The sequence below is a fragment of the Streptomyces sp. S465 genome (genome assembly GCF_026898115.1).
GTDB lineage: Bacteria > Actinomycetota > Actinomycetes > Streptomycetales > Streptomycetaceae > Streptomyces > Streptomyces luomodiensis.
Window position 1 is genome coordinate 7,759,888 of record NZ_CP114036.1, and the last position, 17,705, is coordinate 7,777,592.

Below are 17,705 nucleotides of genomic sequence, written 5' to 3' on the forward strand. Positions count from 1 at the left end.
CAACGCCAACATAGGCGACCGGTGCCCCGGCTGTCCGTATCCTGCGCGACCGAAATTTCGCAGTACGCACGTCAGCCACCTCAGGACTTGGTGACCGTCGCCTTGTTGATCACCACGCTGGCGTTCGGGGCGGTGTTCATCGTCTGGTCCGCGGGAGCCGCCCCGGCGTCGGCGATCTTCTTCAGGACCTTCATACCGGCCTTGTCCACGGTGCCGAAGGGCGTGTAGTCCGCCGGGAGCTCGCTGTCCTGGTAGACCAGGAAGAACTGGCTGCCGCCGGTGTTCCGGCCCTGCTTGGTCTGGGGGTTGTACTGGTTGGCCATCGCGACCGTGCCGGCCGGGTACTTGCCGCCCTTGAGCGAGGAGTCCTTCAGGTTCTCGTCCGGGATGGTGTAGCCGGGGCCGCCCGCGCCGGTGCCCTGCGGATCACCGCACTGGAGCACATAGATCCCCGAATTCACCAGGCGGTGGCACTTGGTGTGGTCGAAGAAGCCCTTGCCCGCCAGGAAGTCGAAGGAGTTGACCGTGTGCGGCGCCTTGCCGGCGTCCATGGCGATGGAGATGTCGCCACAGGTCGTCTCCAGCTTCATCGTGTAGGAGGCCGACTTGTCGATCGTGATCGACGGCTCCTTCTTCCACGACAGCTTCTTCGGCTTCTGGTCCGCGACCTTCTTCGCCTCCTTGGCGCACGGGTCCGGAGCCTTGCTGGTGGCGGCGGCCGAGGGGGTGCTGGACGCGGCGGCGTCGTCCTTCTTGTCCTTGTCGTTCCCGGACAGGGCGCCGGTGGCCGCCACGGCGCCGCCTCCGGCCAGGACCACGGCCAGTACGGAGGCGATCACCACATTGCGCTGGCGCGCTTTGCGCCGGGCGGTTTCGCGTCGCTGCTGCTGCCGAAGGTACTTCTCCCGGGCGAGTTGCCGCCGCCGCTGCTCGTTACTGACCACCGGGTCGTCTCCTCATGGCGTGTGCCGTCGGTGTCCTGCTGTTGTGTATGAGGGTTCGGGCGTACCGTATACGGGTTCGCTGTGGCGGGGGCGCCGCCGGTAGGCTCTGGTGCTGCCGACAAACCTCCGCCGGACGACTTTTAAGGACGATCGTGCTCATTGCCGGGTTCCCCGCCGGGGCCTGGGGGACCAACTGCTATCTGGTCGCCCCCGCCGCCGGTGAGGAGTGCGTGATCATCGACCCGGGCCATCAGGCGGCCCAAGGCGTCGAGGAGGCGGTCGCCAAGCATCGGCTCAAGCCCGTCGCCGTCGTCCTCACCCACGGCCACATCGACCATGTCGCCTCGGTCGTCCCGGTCTGCGGCGCGCATGACGTACCGGCCTGGATCCACCCGTCCGACCGCTTCATGATGAGCGACCCCGAGAAGGCCCTCGGGCGCTCCATCGGCTTGCCGCTGATGGGCGAGCTCACCGTGGGCGAGCCGGACGACGTCAAGGAGCTGGCCGACGGCGCCGAGTTGAAGCTGGCCGGTCTCGAGTTCTCCGTCGCGCACGCCCCGGGCCATACCAAGGGGTCGGTGACGTTCCGGATGCCCGAGCAGGCGGACATCCCGTCCGTCTTCTTCTCGGGCGATCTGCTCTTCGCCGGCTCCATCGGACGCACCGACCTGCCCGGCGGCGACCACGCCGAGATACTCGAGTCGCTGGCCCGTGTGGTCCTGCCGCTCGACGACTCGACCGTGGTGCTGTCCGGCCATGGCCCCCAGACCAGCATCGGCCGTGAGCGTGCCGCCAACCCGTATCTGCGCGAGGTGGCCGCCGGCCTGGGAGACGGCGCACAGCGCCCGGCTCCGCGACGAGGAATGTGACGAGAGACTTCCGTTGAGCACCTTCAAGGCCCCCCGGGGCACGTACGACCTGATCCCGCCGAACTCCGCCAAGTACCTCGCGGTGCGCGAGGCGCTCGCCGCGCCGCTCAAGCGCTCCGGCTACGGCTACATCGAGACCCCCGGCTTCGAGAACGTGGAACTCTTCGCGCGCGGCGTCGGCGAGTCCACCGACATCGTGACCAAGGAGATGTACACCCTCACCACCAAGGGCGGGGACGAGCTCGCGCTGCGCCCCGAGGGCACCGCCTCGGTGCTGCGCGCCGCCCTGGAGGCCAATCTGCACAAGGCCGGGTCCCTGCCGGTCAAGCTCTGGTACTCGGGCTCGTACTACCGCTACGAGCGGCCGCAGAAGGGCCGCTACCGCCACTTCTCGCAGGTCGGCGCGGAGGCGATCGGTGCCGAGGACCCGGCCCTGGACGCCGAGCTGATCATCCTGGCCCACGACGCCTACCGCTCGCTGGGGCTCCGGAACTTCCGCATCCTGGTGAACTCACTGGGCGACGCCACCTGCCGCCCCGTCTACCGGTCCGCCCTCCAGGACTTCCTGCGCGGCCTCGACCTGGACGAGGACACCCGGCGGCGCGTCGAGATCAACCCGCTGCGGGTGCTGGACGACAAGCGCGAGGCGGTCCGCAGGCAACTGGCCGACGCCCCGCTGTTGCGCGACTACCTGTGCGAGGAGTGCAAGGCGTACCACGCGGAGGTCCGCGACCTGCTCACCGCGCGGGGCGTGGCCTTCGAGGACGACGAGAAGCTGGTGCGCGGCCTGGACTACTACACCCGTACGACCTTCGAGTTCGTCCACGACGGGCTGGGCTCGCAGTCCGCGGTCGGCGGCGGCGGCCGCTACGACGGGCTGTCGGAGATGATCGGCGGCCCGGCGCTGCCCTCGGTGGGCTGGGCGCTCGGCGTGGACCGTACGGTGCTGGCGCTGGAGGCCGAGGGCGTCGAGCTGGAGCTGCCCGACGCCGTCAGCGTCTTCGCGGTGCCGCTGGGGGAGGAGGCCAGGAAGGTCCTCTTCGGCCTGGTCGGCGAGCTCCGTAAGGCGGGTGTGGCCACGGACTTCTCTTACGGCGGCAAGGGGCTGAAGGCCGCGATGAAGGCGGCCAACCGCAGCGGTGCGCGCTACGCGATCGTGGCGGGCGAGCGCGACCTCGCCGAGAACGCGGTCCAGCTGAAGGACATGGAATCCGGCGAGCAGGCGCCGGTGCCGCTGGCCGAGGCGGTCGAGGCGATCCGCGCGCGCCTCGCCTGAGCGCGGCGCGCAAGGGGGTGCTCGGGGCTCCATACCCCGAGCACCCCCTTGCGAGTTCCTACGGCAGCCCCAGCCGCATCGCGCTGGTGACCGCCGCGGTGCGGTCGGCCACGGCGAGCCTGCCGAAGGCCCCCGGGCGGTCCGGCGTAACACCGGCGGTTCGCCACAGCGTGCCGAGGACGTACGCGGCCGGGGATATCGGTGTGCCGCGCAGCCGCCGCGGCACCTTCTCGTCCCGTTCGAGCGCGCACCGTCAACTCGGCCGGGGCCGATTCATCCTGCCAAACGGTGCCGACCCGGGAACGCCACCCGCGTCCCCCGGAGGCGGGGTCCCGGTCCAGCACCGCGACCTCACCCGCGTCCCGGCTCCGATGGCCCTGGAGGGGCACCACGGCCGTGCTCTTGCCCTCCCCGTCGGGTGCCATGAGCCCGACCACCTCACCCTGCCGGATGCCCAGGTCAACGCCGTCCGGCGCGGTCACCGCGCCATAGCGCTCGCTCGGCCCGCGCACCCGTACCGCTTCTCCCGCCATGCCCATGAGCCCGACCGAGCCGCCCCGGTGCCGGGAGGACGACCGGGAAGCCCGTCTTATGTCCTCCGAACGGGGGGCAGGGCACCATGGCATGGCCGCGCTGAGCGCGCCCTACGGCGAGAGTGGGTGCGGCACAATGGCCGTGCCCGGCAGGGCCGGAGACTGTGGAGAGCGACGGACGGCGAGTATGGCGACGACAGTGGTGGACGACGTGGAGTCCGGCGAGGCGCACGAGGGCGCTCGGGTCGGGACGGGAGGCGGTCGTGCTTTCGCCCTCCTGCTCGTGATCACCGGTGCGCTGGGTCTCCTCGCCGCCTGGGTCATCACGATCGACAAGAACAAGATCCTCGAGTACAAGGCCGACGGTAAGGTCTTCACCCCCGGTTGCAGCCTCAACCCCGTCGTCTCCTGCGGCAACATCATGGAGAGCGACCAGGCCCAGGCCTTCGGCTTCCCGAACCCGATGCTCGGGCTGGTCGCCTACGGCATCGTGATCTGCGTGGGCATGTCCCTGCTGGCCGGGGGGCGCTTCCCGCGCTGGTACTGGCTGACCTTCAACGCGGGCTGCCTCTTCGGCGTCGGCTTCGTGACCTGGCTCCAGTACGAGTCGCTGTACGTCATCGGCTCGCTGTGCCTGTGGTGCTGCCTCGCCTGGGTCGCCACGATCGTGATGTTCTGCTACGTCACCGGCTACAACCTCAAGCACGGATACCTGCCCGCGCCGGACGGGCTGCGGCGCGGTCTCATGGAGTTCCACTGGGTGGTCCCGGTGCTGTGGATCGGCGTCATCGGCATGCTGATCCTGACCCGCTGGTGGGATTTCTGGACCGCCTGATGCGGGGCTCGGCCCGAAAGGGAAGAGTGTCAGAGGCGTGGCATAGGCTTCCCGCGTGGAGCCAGACCTGTTCACCGCCGCCGCAGAGGACCGTCAGGAGAAGGACCCGGCCAGCAGCCCGCTGGCCGTGCGGATGCGTCCGCGCACCCTCGACGAGGTCGTGGGCCAGCAGCATCTGCTGCGCCCCGGATCCCCGCTGCGCCGGCTCGTGGGCGAGGGCGGCGGCGGTCCGGCCGGGCCGTCGTCGGTGATCCTGTGGGGCCCGCCGGGCATCGGAAAGACGACGCTGGCGTATGTGGTCAGCCAGGCCACCCAGAAGCGCTTCGTCGAGCTGTCGGCCATCACCGCCGGGGTCAAGGAGGTCCGGGCCGTCATCGACGGTGCGCGCCGCTCCTCCGGGGCGTACGGCCGGGACACCGTGCTCTTCCTGGACGAGATCCACCGCTTCAGCAAGGCCCAGCAGGACTCGCTGCTGCCCGCCGTCGAGAACCGCTGGGTCACGCTGATCGCGGCCACCACCGAGAATCCGTACTTCTCGGTGATCTCCCCGCTGCTCTCCCGCTCGCTGCTGCTCACCCTGGAGCCGCTCACCGACGACGACCTGCGCGGGCTGCTGCGGCGCGCGCTCACCGACGAGCGCGGGCTCGCCGGGGCCGTCACCCTTCCGGAGGACGCCGAGGCGCATCTGCTGCGCATAGCGGGCGGTGACGCCCGGCGGGCGCTCACCGCGCTGGAGGCGGGCGCCGGGGCGGCCCTGGACAAGGGCGAGTCCGAGGTCACGCTCGGCACGCTGGAGGAGGCGGTCGACCGGGCCGCGGTGAAGTACGACCGCGCGGGCGACCAGCACTACGACGTGGCCAGCGCCCTCATCAAGTCCATCCGCGGCTCGGACGTGGACGCGGCGCTGCACTATCTGGCCCGGATGATCGAGGCGGGGGAGGACCCGCGGTTCATCGCCCGGCGGCTGATGATCTCGGCAAGCGAGGACATCGGTCTCGCCGATCCGACCGCCCTGCCCACCGCCGTGGCGGCGGCGCAGGCCGTGGCCCTGATCGGCTTCCCGGAGGCCGCGCTCACGCTGAGCCACGCCACGATCGCGCTGGCGCTCGCGCCCAAGTCCAACGCCGCCACCACGGCCATCGGCGCGGCGCTGGCGGATGTGCGGGCGGGGCTCGCGGGCCCGGTGCCGCCGCATCTGCGCGACGGCCACTACCAGGGCGCCAAGAAGCTCGGCCACGCGCAGGGCTATCTCTACCCGCACGATCTGCCGGGCGGGATCGCGGCGCAGCAGTACGCACCGGACACCATCCACGGCAAGCGGTACTACGAGCCGACGCGGTACGGGGCCGAGGCGCGGTACGCGGATGTGGTGGAGCGGGTGCGGGCGCGGCTGCGGGGCGATCCGCCGCCGTCCGCCGACGGTCCGGCCCCGGCCTCGTCCTAGCCGGGGGACCCCGGACTCAGCCCACCGGCCCAGTCCACCGATCTGGCCCGCGAATCGCCTCAGCCGGTCGCGGCGTCGAACAGGGCGTGCATCGCCCGCCGCAGTTCGGACACGTTCCGCACCGGCTCGGGGAAGTCGAAGCGCGCGTCGAACGGCCGGTCCGTCTCGTCCGTGAAGCGCACCCGCAGGCCGAAGCGGTCCAGGGCCACCGGGGTGGCCGGGCCCCGGGTGCAGACCATGGTGGAGCGGTCGCCGAGCAGCGCGCACAGTCGGCGCACCTGATCGCTGTGGGCGGCGTGCAGATGCTGGAGCAGATCGGCCTCGTGCCGGACGAGCGGATCGGGGGCGGCCGTCGCGAAGTCGTCCGGCTCCACGTCGGCCACGCCCCACAGGTCGTCCACGCACGCCTCGCCGACCTCCAGCCGCAGCAGCGTCCAGGCGGCCCTCCCGGCGGGCCCGACACCGGCGGCCGGCCCACCGGACCGCGGGGGCCGCGGCGCCTGGTCGAGGCCGAGCAACTCGCCCACCGGATGCCGCTCGGCCAGCAGCGCCGCCGCGGCGCGCGTCCGCTCCCCACACGGGACGGGGGTGAGCCAGCCGGCCACCCAGGCGCGGCCGCGGATGCGGTGGCGCATCGCGACGGGGGCGACGTCGGTGATCTCCATCACGCAGGTCAGCTCGTCGTCCTGGGCGTACGCGGCGGCGCGGGCGGCGGCGGAGCCTCCGGGCACGAGCAGCAGCACATCACCGTCGGGAGCGACGGTACGGGCGGCCGGACCGTCCGCCCCCAGGTCGTCCAGGGGCTCGTTTCCGGGAACCGTCAACGACGCCGTAGCCTTGGATTCCACGAGAGTACGTACGCGCTCTGCCGGCGTCGGCCGCAGGGTGTCTTCCATGGGACGCGGCTGACCCTCCTCGGGGCTCTGACCAGTGCTGGGCAGGGGGATCCCAGGTCGAAACATGCGTTCTCCTCGGCTAAGGTAAGGCTCACCTAACTTACATGGAGGTTCGTTCCCCGTGAACCAGTCGCGTCCCAAGGTCAAGAAGTCGCGGGCGCTCGGCATCGCTCTGACTCCGAAGGCCGTGAAGTACTTCGAGGCCCGCCCCTACCCGCCGGGTGAGCACGGCCGTGGCCGCAAGCAGACCAGTGACTACAAGGTCCGGCTGCTGGAGAAGCAGCGGCTGCGTGCCCAGTACGACATCAGCGAGCGCCAGATGGTCCGCGCCTACGACCGCGCTCGGAAGGCCGAAGGCAAGACGGGTGAGGCCCTGGTCGTCGAGCTCGAGCGCCGGCTGGACGCGCTCGTCCTGCGGTCCGGGATCGCCCGCACCATCTACCAGGCCCGCCAGATGGTCACCCACGGCCACATCGAGGTCAACGGCCGCAAGGTCGACAAGCCGTCCTTCCGGGTCCGCCCGGACGACGTGGTGATGGTCCGCGAGCGCAGCCGCGACAAGCACCCCTTCCAGGTGGCGCGCGAGGGTGGCTACGCCCCCGACGGCGAGACCCCGCGCTACCTCCAGGTCAACCTGAAGGCGCTCGCCTTCCGCCTCGACCGGGACCCCAACCGCAAGGAGATCCCGGTGATCTGCGACGAGCAGCTCGTCGTCGAGTACTACGCCCGCTGATCCGGCGGAGCGGACGGACGGTACGGCGGTACGGCGGTACGCACCAAGCCCGCGGGTTCCCCCTCGACACCGGTCGGCGGGGAACCCGCGGGCTTGTCCGATGGCCGCCCCCGGCGGGCCGCCCAGGGACCCTTATCCGTTTCGGGTGCGCCTGCGCGGCGCGATAAGGTCGATACCTGCCGCCCGCGCCCGGAGACCGCCCGAGAGCGGTGGGCGACGAAGACCTGAACGACCAGCAACACCAGCAGCACGACCAGCACGACAACAAGACCGAAACGACGACGAGCGGCGACAGGGAGCGGTGCGACGTGTCCGGTGGAGAGGTGGCCGGGATCCTCGTGGCCGTCTTCTGGGCGATCCTGGTGTCCTTCCTCGCCCTCGCGCTGGTGAGGCTGGCCCAGACGCTCAAGGCGGCCACCAGGCTGGTGGCGGAGGTCACCGACCAGGCCGTCCCGCTGCTCAGCGAGGCGTCCGCGACCGTGCGCGAGGCGAACACCCAGCTCGCCCGGGTGGACTCGATCGCCGCCGACGTCCAGGAGGTCACCTCCAACGCCTCCGCGCTCTCCTCGACCGTCTCCACCGCCTTCGGCGGACCGCTGGTCAAGGTGGCCGCGTTCGGCTACGGCGTCCGGCGGGCGATCGGCCGCAAGGGCCGGGCGGAGGACGAGCCCGCGCCCGCGCGCACCGTCGTCATCGGCAAGACCCTGCCGTCCGCCCGCCGGGGCGGCCGCCGCACTCGTGGATCGAAGGGCTGAAGGACCGGATGTTCCGCCGCACATTCTGGTTCACCACCGGCGTCGCCGCCGGGGTGTGGGCCACCACCAAGGTCAACCGCAAGCTCAACCAGCTCACCCCGGAGAGCCTGGCCGCCCAGGCGGCCGACCGGGCGGTGCTGGCGGGCCGGCGGATCAAGGTCTTCGCCCTCGACGTACGGGACGGCATGGCCGACCGCGAAGCCGCGCTCAAGGACGCGCTCGGGCTCACCGCGCCGCCCCCGGACGACCGCAGGCAGCTGCCGGCCCAGCGCGGCCGGGCCCAGCTCACCCGCACTTCCCCCTACAAGATCCACAAAGCCGGAAATGAGGACCACTGATGGAGTCGGCTGAAATCCGCCGCCGCTGGCTGCGCTTCTTCGAGGAGCGCGGGCACACCGTCGTGCCGTCGGCGTCGCTCATCGCGGACGACCCGACGCTGCTGCTGGTCCCCGCGGGCATGGTCCCCTTCAAGCCGTACTTCCTCGGCGAGGTCAAGCCGCCCTTCGACCGCGCCGTCAGCGTGCAGAAGTGCGTGCGCACCCCGGACATCGAAGAGGTCGGCAAGACCACCCGCCACGGCACCTTCTTCCAGATGTGCGGGAACTTCTCGTTCGGCGACTACTTCAAGGAAGGCGCCATCCGTTACGCCTGGGAGCTGCTGACCAGCTCCCAGGAGGCGGGCGGCTACGGCCTCGACCCCGAGCGGCTGTGGATCACCGTCTACGAGCAGGACGACGAGGCCGAGCGCATCTGGCGCGAGGTGGTCGGCGTCCCCGCCGAGCGCATCCAGCGCCTGGGCATGGGCCCGAACTACTGGTCCATGGGCGTCCCCGGCCCCTGCGGCCCCTGCTCCGAGATCAACTACGACCGCGGTCCGGAGTTCGGCGAGGAGGGCGGCCCGGCCGTCAACGACGAGCGCTACGTGGAGATCTGGAACCTGGTCTTCATGCAGTACGAGCGCGGTCCGGGCGAGGGCAAGGAGAACTTCCCGATCCTCGGCGAGCTGCCCAGCAAGAACATCGACACCGGCCTCGGCCTGGAACGCCTGGCGATGATCCTCCAGGGCGTACAGAACATGTACGAGACCGACACGCTGCGCGTGATCATGGACAAGGCCACCGAGCTGACCGGCGTCGCCTACGGCGCCGCCCATGACACCGACGTCTCGCTGCGCGTGGTCGCCGACCACATGCGCACCTCCGTCATGCTCATCGGCGACGGCGTCACCCCCGGCAACGAGGGCCGCGGCTATGTGCTGCGCCGCATCATGCGCCGCGCCATCCGCAACATGCGCATCCTCGGCGCCACCGAGCCGGTCGTCGGCGAGCTGGTCGACGTCGTCCTGAAGACGATGGGCCAGCAGTACCCGGAGCTGCTGACCGACCGCAAGCGCATCGAGACCGTCGCCCTGGCCGAGGAGTCCGCCTTCCTCAAGACGCTCAAGGCCGGCACCAACATCCTCGACACCGCCGTCACCGACACCAAGGCCGCCGGTGGCAGCGTGCTCTCCGGTGACAAGGCGTTCCTGCTCCACGACACCTGGGGCTTCCCGATCGACCTCACCCTCGAGATGGCCGCCGAACAGGGCCTCTCGGTGGACGAGGAGGGCTTCCGCCGGCTGATGAAGGAGCAGCGGGAGCGCGCCAAGGCCGACGCCAAGGCCAAGAAGACCGGCCACGCCGACCTGTCCGCCTACCGCGAGGTGGCCGACAGCTCCGGCCTGACCGAATTCACCGGCTACACCCACACCGAGGGCGAGTCCACCGTCGTCGGTCTGCTGGTCGACGGGGTGTCCTCGCCCGCCGCCTCCGAGGGCGACGAGGTCGAGGTCGTCCTGGACCGCACCCCCTTCTACGCCGAGGGCGGCGGTCAGCTCGCCGACACCGGCCGGATCAAGCTCGACACCGGCGCCGTGGTGGAGGTCCGGGACGTCCAGCAGCCGGTGCCCGGAGTCAGCGTGCACAAGGGCGTCGTCCAGGTCGGCGAGGTGACGGTCGGCGCCGGTGCGCACGCCCGGATCGACGTCAGGCGCCGCCGCGCCATCGCCCGCGCCCACAGCGCCACCCACCTCACCCACCAGGCGCTGCGCGACGCCCTGGGCCCGACCGCCGCCCAGGCCGGTTCGGAGAACTCGCCCGGCCGCTTCCGCTTCGACTTCGGCTCGCCGGCCGCCGTGCCCGGCACGGTGCTCATGGACGTCGAGCAGAAGATCAACGAGGTGCTCTCGCGTGAACTCGACGTCACCGCCGAGGTGATGAGCATGGACGAGGCCAAGAAGCAGGGCGCCATCGCCGAGTTCGGCGAGAAGTACGGCGACCGGGTGCGCGTGGTGACCATCGGCGACTTCTCCAAGGAGCTGTGCGGTGGCACGCATGTGCACAACACCGCCCAGCTGGGTCTGGTGAAGCTGCTCGGCGAGTCCTCCATCGGCTCCGGTGTGCGCCGGGTCGAGGCCCTGGTCGGCGTGGACGCGTACAACTTCCTCGCCCGTGAGCACACGGTCGTCTCCCAGCTGACCGACCTGGTCAAGGGCCGCCCCGAGGAGCTCCCGGAGAAGATCTCCGGCATGCTGGGCAGGCTGAAGGAGGCCGAGAAGGAGATCGAGCGGTTCCGCGCCGAGAAGGTGCTCCAGGCCGCCGCCGGTCTCGCCCAGGGCGCCAAGGACGTCCGGGGCGTGGCCCTGGTCGCCGCCAAGGTGCCGGACGGCACCTCCGCCGACGATCTGCGCAAGCTCGTCCTGGACGTGCGCGGGCGCATCCCGGGCGACCGTCCGGCCGTCGTCGCCCTCTTCACCGTGGGAGGCGGCCGCCCGCTGACCGTGATCGCCACCAACGAGGCCGCCCGCGAGCGCGGTCTCAGGGCCGGTGACCTGGTCCGCACCGCCGCCAAGACGCTCGGCGGCGGAGGCGGCGGCAAGCCGGACGTCGCCCAGGGCGGCGGCCAGAACCCGGACGCCGTCGGCGAGGCCATCGAGGCCGTCGAGCGGCTCGTCACGGAATCGGCCTGACCGCCGTGCGACGCGGCAGGCGCATCGCCGTCGACGTCGGGGACGCCCGGATCGGGGTCGCCTCGTGCGACCCCGACGGGATCCTCGCCACGCCCGTGGAGACCGTGCCGGGACGCGACATCCCGGCCGCCCACAAGCGGCTCGTGGCCATCGTCGAGGAGTACGAACCCATCGAGGTGGTGGTCGGCCTGCCGCGCTCGCTCAGCGGGCGCGAGGGGCCTGCCGCGGGCAAAGTGCGCACCTTCGCACGCGAGCTGGCGCGGCGGGTCGCCCCGGTGCCGGTGCGGCTCGTCGACGAACGCATGACCACCGTCACGGCGTCCCAGGGGCTGCGCGCCTCCGGAGTGACGTCGAAGAAGGGCCGCTCGGTGGTGGACCAGGCGGCCGCCGTGGTGATCCTCCAGAGCGCGCTGGAGACCGAGCGGGTCTCCGGCCGGGCTCCCGGAGAAGCCGTCGAAGTGGTCATCTGATCGCGGTACGGTAACGTTCCGCGCGACATGGCCGCCGTCGCCCGTGCCACGAGCACACCGAACGGTGGCCACCGCCGTCGCTAGGGGATCGATGACTGAGTACGGCCGGGGACCCGGCTCCCAACCGTGGCATCCCGAGGATCCGCTGTACGGGGACCAGGAGTGGACCGCACACCAGACCGTGGCCGGTCAGGACGCCTACACCCAGGGCACGCACGCCCAGGACCCCTACGCGCAGAACGCCTACGCACACGATCCGTACGGCCAGGGCTCCCACGGCCAGGGCTCGTACGCACACGATCCGTACGGCCAGGACTCCTACGGCCAGGACCCCTACGGGCACCAGCAGTATCCGCACGGATATCCGCAGGACGCCCACCAGCACCAGCAGCCCCAGTGGGACGGCCAGGACGCCGGCTATCCGCACCAGCGGCACCAGCAGGAGTACCCCGGCCAGGAGGCTGCCTACCCGGCCCAGGACGGCTCGTACGGGGGCATGGACCCGCACGATCCCTACGGCGATCCTTACGGCGGCGGCCAGGGCGCCTCGTACCCCGCCCAGGACGGTTACGCCCAGGACGGCTACCAGGGGCAGCAGCAGTCGCCGCAGCCCCCTCATGGGTCCCAGGGCGGCCATGAGGTACAGGGGACGCAGCAGATGCCCGTGGTGCCCGCGGAGCACCAGGTGCCGCGCCAGCGTCAGGCCCCCGAGGAGCCGGCCGCCGAAGAGGGTGAGGAGGAGCAGCACCCGTTCTTCCTCGACGGCGGCGGCCGGGACGCGGACGACACGGCGGACGACGACGGCGAAGAGGACGAGCGCCCCGGCCGGAAGGCCAAGGGCAGACAGCCCAAGAAGCGCCGCAGCGGCGTGGCCTGCCTCTTCGTGACCATCGTCCTGGTGGGCGCGGTCGGCGGAGGCGGCTACTTCGCCTACGACTTCTGGCAGAGCCGCTACGGCCCCGCGCCCGACTACTCCGGCGAGGGCACCGGCCGGATCGAGGTGGAGATCCCCTCCGGTTCCGGCAACGCCGAGATCGGCTCGATCCTCGCCGACAAGGGAGTGGTCAAGAGCAGCGGCGCCTTCGTCGAGGCCGTGGAGGACAGCGGCAAGTTCGTCCAGCCGGGCACGTACAGCCTCCGCAAGGAGATGTCCGGCGCGGCGGCGGTCAAGCTGATGCTCGACCCCACCAGCAGCAACGCCCTGATCGTCACCGAGGGCATGCGCGACGCCGCCGTCTACGCGGCGATCGACAAGAAGACCGGCGTCAAGGCGGGGACCACCGCGGACATCGCCCAGAAGGAGGCCAAGAACCTCGGGCTGCCCTCCTGGGCCGATGACAGCAGCAAGATCAAGGATCCGCTGGAAGGGTTCCTGTTCCCGTCCCGCTACAGCGTGGGCAAGGGCGCCAAGCCCGCGGACGTGCTGCGGAAGATGGTCGCCGAGGCCAACCGCAACTACGCCCAGCTGGACCTGGAGGGCAAGGCGAAGGACCTGGGCCTGGACGGCCCGTTCCAGCTGATCACCGTGGCCAGCCTGGTCCAGGCGGAGGGCGTCACCCACGACGACTTCCGCAAGATGGCCGAGGTCGTCTACAACCGGCTCAAGCCCACGAACCCCGAGACCTGGGGCAGGCTGGAATTCGACTCCACGTACAACTACATCAAGAACCAGAGCAAGCTGGATATCCCGATCAGTGAGATCAAGGGATACGACAACCCGTACAACACCTATTTCTACAAGGGGCTTCCGCCCGGTCCGATCGGAAATCCCGGCCACGACGCGCTGCGGGCCGCGATGAATCCGACATCCGACGGGTGGTACTACTTCGTCGCGGTCAGCGGGAAGAGCTACTTTTCGAAGACCTACGCGGAACATCAGAAGTGGGTCGACAAGTTCAATAGGCAGCGCACGAACAATGGTTGAGGAAAGATGTCGGAAAACCGCAGGGCAGCGGTGCTCGGCTCGCCGATCGCCCACTCCCTGTCACCGGTGCTCCACCGCGCCGCGTACCGCGAACTGGGCCTGAGCGGCTGGACGTACGACCGCTTCGAGGTGGACGAGACCGGGCTGCCCGACTTCTTCAAGCGGCTCGGCGAGGACGGGGGACCGGCCTGGGCCGGGCTGTCGCTGACCATGCCGCTCAAGCGCGCCGTCATCCCGCTGCTGGACGAGATCAGCGACACCGCGGCCTCGGTGGAGGCCGTCAACACGGTCGTCTTCACCGACGTCGGCCGCAGGCTCGGTGACAACACCGACATCCCGGGCATGCTGGCGGCGCTGCGGGAGCGCGGCGTCGGGCGCGTACCGCGCGCCGCCGTGCTGGGCGCCGGCGCCACGGCCTCCTCGGCACTGGCCGCGCTCTCCCGGATCTGCGACGGCGAGGTCACCGCGTACGTCCGCAGCGAGGCCCGCGCCGCCGAGATGCGGCAGTGGGGCGAGCGGCTGGGCATCGCGGTGCGCACGGCCCCCTGGGACGACGCGGCCGAGGCGCTCGGCGCGCCGCTGGTGATCGCCACCACCCCCGCGGGCACCGCCGACGCGCTCGCCACCGCCGTACCGGACCGACCCGGCGCGCTCTTCGACGTCCTCTACGACCCCTGGCCGACGCCGCTGGCCGCCGCCTGGTCGGCGCGCGGCGGCTCGGTGCTCGGCGGCCTGGACCTCCTGGTGCACCAGGCGGTGCTCCAGGTCGAGCAGATGACCGGCCGCGCCCCCGCGCCCCTGGCCGCGATGCGCGAGGCGCTGGCGGCCCGCTGAACCCTCGCACGGGCCCCTCGGTGGCCCCTGCCCGGCGCTCGGTGACGGCCTCGGTGACGGCCTCGGAAACGGTCGGAAACGGTCCACCCCATGGACGGCGAAACCGGGGAGACCCTCGGTCGTGGGAGGATCGAAAGGTGCGGACCGGAGTCGCGCGGACCGGGCCGCGCCGCAGGACGTCGAGGCACGCGCATGAGGGAGCACCGTTGAGCAGGTTGCGCTGGCTGACCGCGGGGGAGTCGCACGGCCCCGCACTCGTGGCGACGCTGGAGGGACTGCCCGCCGGGGTGCCGATCACCACCGACATGGTGGCGGACGCCCTGGCGCGACGGCGGCTCGGCTATGGCCGCGGTGCCCGGATGAAGTTCGAGCGCGACGAGGTCACCTTCATCGGCGGCGTACGGCACGGGCTGACCCTCGGCTCCCCGGTCGCGATCATGGTCGGCAACACCGAGTGGCCGAAGTGGGAGCAGGTCATGGCCGCCGACCCGGTGGACCCCGAGGTCCTCGACGGGCTGGCCCGTAACGCCCCGCTGACCCGCCCCCGCCCCGGCCACGCCGACCTCGCGGGGATGCAGAAGTACGGTTTCGACGAGGCCCGGCCGATCCTGGAGCGCGCCAGCGCCCGGGAGACCGCCGCCCGCGTGGCGCTGGGCACCGTCGCCCGCTCCTACCTCAAGGAGACGGCCGGGATCGAGATCGTCTCGCATGTCGTGGAGCTGGCCGCCGCGAAGGCGCCGTACGGCGTCCACCCCAAGCCCTCCGACGTCGAGAAGCTCGACGCCGACCCGGTGCGCTGTCTGGACGCCGACGCGAGCAAGGCGATGGTGGCCGAGATCGACCAGGCCCACAAGGACGGCGACACGCTCGGCGGCGTCGTCGAGGTGCTCGCGTACGGCGTGCCGGTGGGCCTCGGCTCCCATGTGCACTGGGACCGCCGGCTCGACGCGCGGCTGGCCGGTGCGCTGATGGGCATCCAGGCCATCAAGGGCGTCGAGGTCGGCGACGGCTTCGACCTCGCGCGGGTGCCCGGCTCCCAGGCCCATGACGAGATCGTCTCCACGGACGGGGGCATCCGGCGCTCCTCGGGCCGCTCCGGCGGCACCGAGGGCGGGCTGAGCACCGGCGAACTGCTGCGCGTCCGGGCCGCGATGAAGCCGATCGCGACCGTGCCGCGGGCGCTGGCCACGGTCGATGTGGCCACCGGCGAGGCCACCAAGGCCCACCACCAGCGCTCCGACGTCTGCGCCGTCCCGGCGGCCGGGATCGTCGCCGAGGCGATGGTCGCGCTGGTCCTGGCCGACGCGGTCGCGGAGAAGTTCGGCGGCGACTCGGTCACCGAGACGCGCCGCAACGTCGAGAGCTTCCTCGACAACCTGGCGATCCGGTGAGCGACGCACGCGAGGCCGCCGGGCGGCAGACGGATGACGAGGCGCGCCTTCGCCGCGCGGGCGGGGAAGTGAACGACAAGACGGGGCCGAGCGGATCGGCCGGCGTGCGGCCCGCCGTGGTGCTGGTCGGGCCGATGGGCGTCGGCAAGACCACCGTCGGGCAGGTGCTCGCGGAGCGGCTCGGCACCACCTTCCGCGACACCGACCTCGACATCGTCCGGACGGCGGGCAGGGAGATCGCGGAGATCTTCATCGACGAGGGCGAGCCGCACTTCCGTGAGCTGGAGCGGCAGGCCGTACGGGCCGCCCTCGCCGAGCACCCGGGCGTACTGGCCCTGGGCGGTGGCGCGATCCTCGACGAGGGCACCCGGGCGCTGCTCGCCGGGCTCCCCGTCGTCTTCCTGGAGATGGGGGTCCACGAGGCGGTCAAGCGCACCGGACTGGACTCCCCGCGCCCGCTGCTCGCGGTCAATCCGCGTCAGCGCTGGCGCGAGCTGATGGAGCAGCGCCGCCCGCTGTACGCCGAGGTCGCCCAAGCCGTCGTCTCGACCGAGGACCGCACCCCCGAGGACGTCGCCGACGCCGTCCTGGACGCACTGGAGCTGAAGAACGCATGAGCACCGACACCCCCACGCGCATCCAGGTCGGAGGCACCGCGGGCACCGCGCCGTACGAGGTGCTGATCGGCCGGCAGCTGCTCGGCGAGCTTCCCGGGCTGATCGGCACCGCCAAGCGGGTCGCCGTCCTGCATCCCGAGGCGCTGGCCGAGACCGGTGAGGCCATCCGCCAGGACCTCGCCGAGCAGGGGTACGACGCCATCGCGATCCAGCTGCCCAACGCGGAGGAGGCCAAGACCGCCGAGGTGGCCGCGTACTGCTGGAAGGCGCTCGGCCAGACCGGCTTCACCCGCACCGACGTGATCGTCGGCGTCGGCGGCGGCGCCACCACCGACCTCGCCGGGTTCGTCGCCGCGACCTGGCTGCGCGGAGTGCGCTGGATCGCCGTCCCCACCACGGTGCTGGGCATGGTCGACGCCGCCGTCGGCGGCAAGACCGGGATCAACACGGCCGAGGGCAAGAACCTCGTCGGCGCCTTCCACCCCCCGGCCGGGGTGCTGTGCGATCTGGCCGCGCTGGACTCGCTGCCGGTCAACGACTACGTCAGCGGGCTCGCCGAGATCATCAAGGCGGGCTTCATCGCCGACCCGGAGATTCTGGAGCTGATCGAGCGGGACCCGGCCGCCGCCCGTACGCCCACCGGTCCGCACACCGCCGAGCTCATCGAGCGCTCCATCCGGGTCAAGGCCGAGGTCGTCTCCAGCGACCTCAAGGAGTCCGGGCTGCGGGAGATCCTCAACTACGGGCATACGCTGGCCCACGCCATCGAGAAGAACGAGCGCTACAACTGGCGCCATGGCGCGGCCGTCTCCGTGGGCATGGTCTTCGCCGCCGAGCTGGGCCGGCTGGCGGGCCGTCTGGACGACGCCACGGCCGACCGGCACCGCGCCGTCCTGGAGGCCGTGGGGCTGCCGCTCACCTACCGTGGCGACCAGTGGCCCAGGCTGCTGGAGACCATGAAGGTCGACAAGAAGTCCCGGGGTGACCTGCTGCGCTTCATCGTCCTCGACGGCCTCGCCAAGCCCACCGTCCTGGAGGGGCCGGACCCGGCGGTGCTGCTCGCCGCGTACGCCGAGATCTCCCGCTGAACCGGCGCGCGCCCACCGGCTCCGTCGCCGTCGCGTCACAACTTCGTCATCGCCCTCGCGGCCCGCGGCCTCGCCGCGGGCCGCGAACA

Annotated in this window: 16 protein-coding genes and 1 pseudogene; 14 read left to right on the plus strand and 3 right to left on the minus strand. The window is 71.5% G+C overall.

The window, feature by feature from the left end:
* Nucleotides 1–80 precede the first annotated feature (80 nt).
* A complete protein-coding gene (locus N6H00_RS32950; protein ID WP_268975478.1) occupies nt 81–944 on the minus strand; it encodes a peptidylprolyl isomerase in 864 nt (287 codons plus the stop codon).
* Between the two features lie 152 nt (nt 945–1,096).
* Here N6H00_RS32950 and N6H00_RS32955 point away from each other — a divergent pair, with 152 nt between their 5' ends.
* Both N6H00_RS32955 and hisS read left to right on the plus strand, forming a co-directional pair.
* The gene (locus tag N6H00_RS32955; protein WP_268975479.1) at nt 1,097–1,813 is read left to right on the plus strand and encodes an MBL fold metallo-hydrolase; all 717 of its coding nucleotides are present in this window, start codon (nt 1,097–1,099) and stop codon (nt 1,811–1,813) included.
* A gap of 13 nt (nt 1,814–1,826) precedes the next feature.
* A complete protein-coding gene (hisS, locus tag N6H00_RS32960) occupies nt 1,827–3,089 on the plus strand; it encodes a histidine--tRNA ligase (RefSeq protein WP_268975480.1) in 1,263 nt (420 codons plus the stop codon).
* A 248-nt stretch (nt 3,090–3,337) separates the two neighbouring features.
* Here the strand turns inward: hisS and N6H00_RS32970 are convergent.
* Nucleotides 3,338–3,628, minus strand: a pseudogene (locus tag N6H00_RS32970) (ATP-binding cassette domain-containing protein); the annotation flags it as partial.
* A gap of 181 nt (nt 3,629–3,809) precedes the next feature.
* Here N6H00_RS32970 and N6H00_RS32975 point away from each other — a divergent pair.
* Complete coding sequence (locus N6H00_RS32975) at nt 3,810–4,457, plus strand: vitamin K epoxide reductase family protein (RefSeq protein ID WP_268975481.1); 648 nt, start codon at nt 3,810–3,812, stop codon at nt 4,455–4,457.
* 55 nt (nt 4,458–4,512) lie between these two features.
* The gene (locus tag N6H00_RS32980; protein WP_268975482.1) at nt 4,513–5,901 is read left to right on the plus strand and encodes a replication-associated recombination protein A; all 1,389 of its coding nucleotides are present in this window, start codon (nt 4,513–4,515) and stop codon (nt 5,899–5,901) included.
* 59 nt (nt 5,902–5,960) lie between these two features.
* Here N6H00_RS32980 and N6H00_RS32985 read toward each other — a convergent pair whose 3' ends face one another.
* Nucleotides 5,961–6,725 carry a DUF2470 domain-containing protein gene (locus N6H00_RS32985; RefSeq protein ID WP_443073112.1) on the minus strand — a complete coding sequence of 255 codons (765 nt, stop codon included), beginning with the start codon at nt 6,723–6,725 and terminating at the stop codon, nt 5,961–5,963.
* Nucleotides 6,726–6,918: 193 nt separating this feature from the next.
* Here N6H00_RS32985 and rpsD point away from each other — a divergent pair, with 193 nt between their 5' ends.
* From rpsD to aroB, 10 genes are all read left to right on the plus strand, one after another.
* Nucleotides 6,919–7,530 carry a 30S ribosomal protein S4 gene (gene rpsD, locus N6H00_RS32990; protein WP_268975484.1) on the plus strand — a complete coding sequence of 204 codons (612 nt, stop codon included), beginning with the start codon at nt 6,919–6,921 and terminating at the stop codon, nt 7,528–7,530.
* Nucleotides 7,531–7,838: 308 nt separating this feature from the next.
* The gene (locus N6H00_RS32995; RefSeq protein ID WP_268977210.1) at nt 7,839–8,285 is read left to right on the plus strand and encodes a DUF948 domain-containing protein; all 447 of its coding nucleotides are present in this window, start codon (nt 7,839–7,841) and stop codon (nt 8,283–8,285) included.
* Between the two features lie 8 nt (nt 8,286–8,293).
* Nucleotides 8,294–8,623 carry a DUF6167 family protein gene (locus N6H00_RS33000; protein WP_268975485.1) on the plus strand — a complete coding sequence of 110 codons (330 nt, stop codon included), beginning with the start codon at nt 8,294–8,296 and terminating at the stop codon, nt 8,621–8,623.
* A complete protein-coding gene (gene alaS / locus N6H00_RS33005) occupies nt 8,623–11,292 on the plus strand; it encodes an alanine--tRNA ligase (protein ID WP_268975486.1) in 2,670 nt (889 codons plus the stop codon). The genes N6H00_RS33000 and alaS overlap by 1 nt, the downstream gene beginning before the upstream one ends.
* A complete protein-coding gene (gene ruvX / locus N6H00_RS33010) occupies nt 11,289–11,762 on the plus strand; it encodes a Holliday junction resolvase RuvX (protein ID WP_268977211.1) in 474 nt (157 codons plus the stop codon). The genes alaS and ruvX overlap by 4 nt, the downstream gene beginning before the upstream one ends.
* Nucleotides 11,763–11,853: 91 nt before the next feature.
* A complete protein-coding gene (gene mltG, locus N6H00_RS33015; RefSeq protein WP_268975487.1) occupies nt 11,854–13,686 on the plus strand; it encodes an endolytic transglycosylase MltG in 1,833 nt (610 codons plus the stop codon).
* Nucleotides 13,687–13,692: 6 nt separating this feature from the next.
* The gene (locus N6H00_RS33020; RefSeq protein WP_268975488.1) at nt 13,693–14,520 is read left to right on the plus strand and encodes a shikimate dehydrogenase; all 828 of its coding nucleotides are present in this window, start codon (nt 13,693–13,695) and stop codon (nt 14,518–14,520) included.
* Nucleotides 14,521–14,726: 206 nt separating this feature from the next.
* Nucleotides 14,727–15,911: a chorismate synthase gene (gene aroC / locus N6H00_RS33025; protein WP_268975489.1), complete on the plus strand. Its 1,185-nt coding sequence runs from the start codon at nt 14,727–14,729 to the stop codon at nt 15,909–15,911.
* Nucleotides 15,908–16,528: a shikimate kinase gene (locus N6H00_RS33030; protein ID WP_268975490.1), complete on the plus strand. Its 621-nt coding sequence runs from the start codon at nt 15,908–15,910 to the stop codon at nt 16,526–16,528. The genes aroC and N6H00_RS33030 overlap by 4 nt, the downstream gene beginning before the upstream one ends.
* Complete coding sequence (aroB, locus tag N6H00_RS33035) at nt 16,525–17,616, plus strand: 3-dehydroquinate synthase (RefSeq protein ID WP_268975491.1); 1,092 nt, start codon at nt 16,525–16,527, stop codon at nt 17,614–17,616. Before N6H00_RS33030 ends, aroB begins: the two co-directional genes overlap by 4 nt.
* Nucleotides 17,617–17,705: the final 89 nt, after the last annotated feature.

What these genes read in the sequence shown, in the direction of transcription:
- mltG (WP_268975487.1), top strand. Translation starts at nt 11,854, where the DNA reads ATGACTGAGTACGGCCGGGGACCCGGCTCCCAACCGTGGCATCCCGAG.
- N6H00_RS33000 (WP_268975485.1), top strand. Translation starts at nt 8,294, where the DNA reads ATGTTCCGCCGCACATTCTGGTTCACCACCGGCGTCGCCGCCGGGGTG.
- N6H00_RS32975 (WP_268975481.1), top strand. Translation starts at nt 3,810, where the DNA reads ATGGCGACGACAGTGGTGGACGACGTGGAGTCCGGCGAGGCGCACGAG.
- alaS (WP_268975486.1), top strand. Translation starts at nt 8,623, where the DNA reads ATGGAGTCGGCTGAAATCCGCCGCCGCTGGCTGCGCTTCTTCGAGGAG.
- N6H00_RS33020 (WP_268975488.1), top strand. Translation starts at nt 13,693, where the DNA reads ATGTCGGAAAACCGCAGGGCAGCGGTGCTCGGCTCGCCGATCGCCCAC.
- aroB (WP_268975491.1), top strand. Translation starts at nt 16,525, where the DNA reads ATGAGCACCGACACCCCCACGCGCATCCAGGTCGGAGGCACCGCGGGC.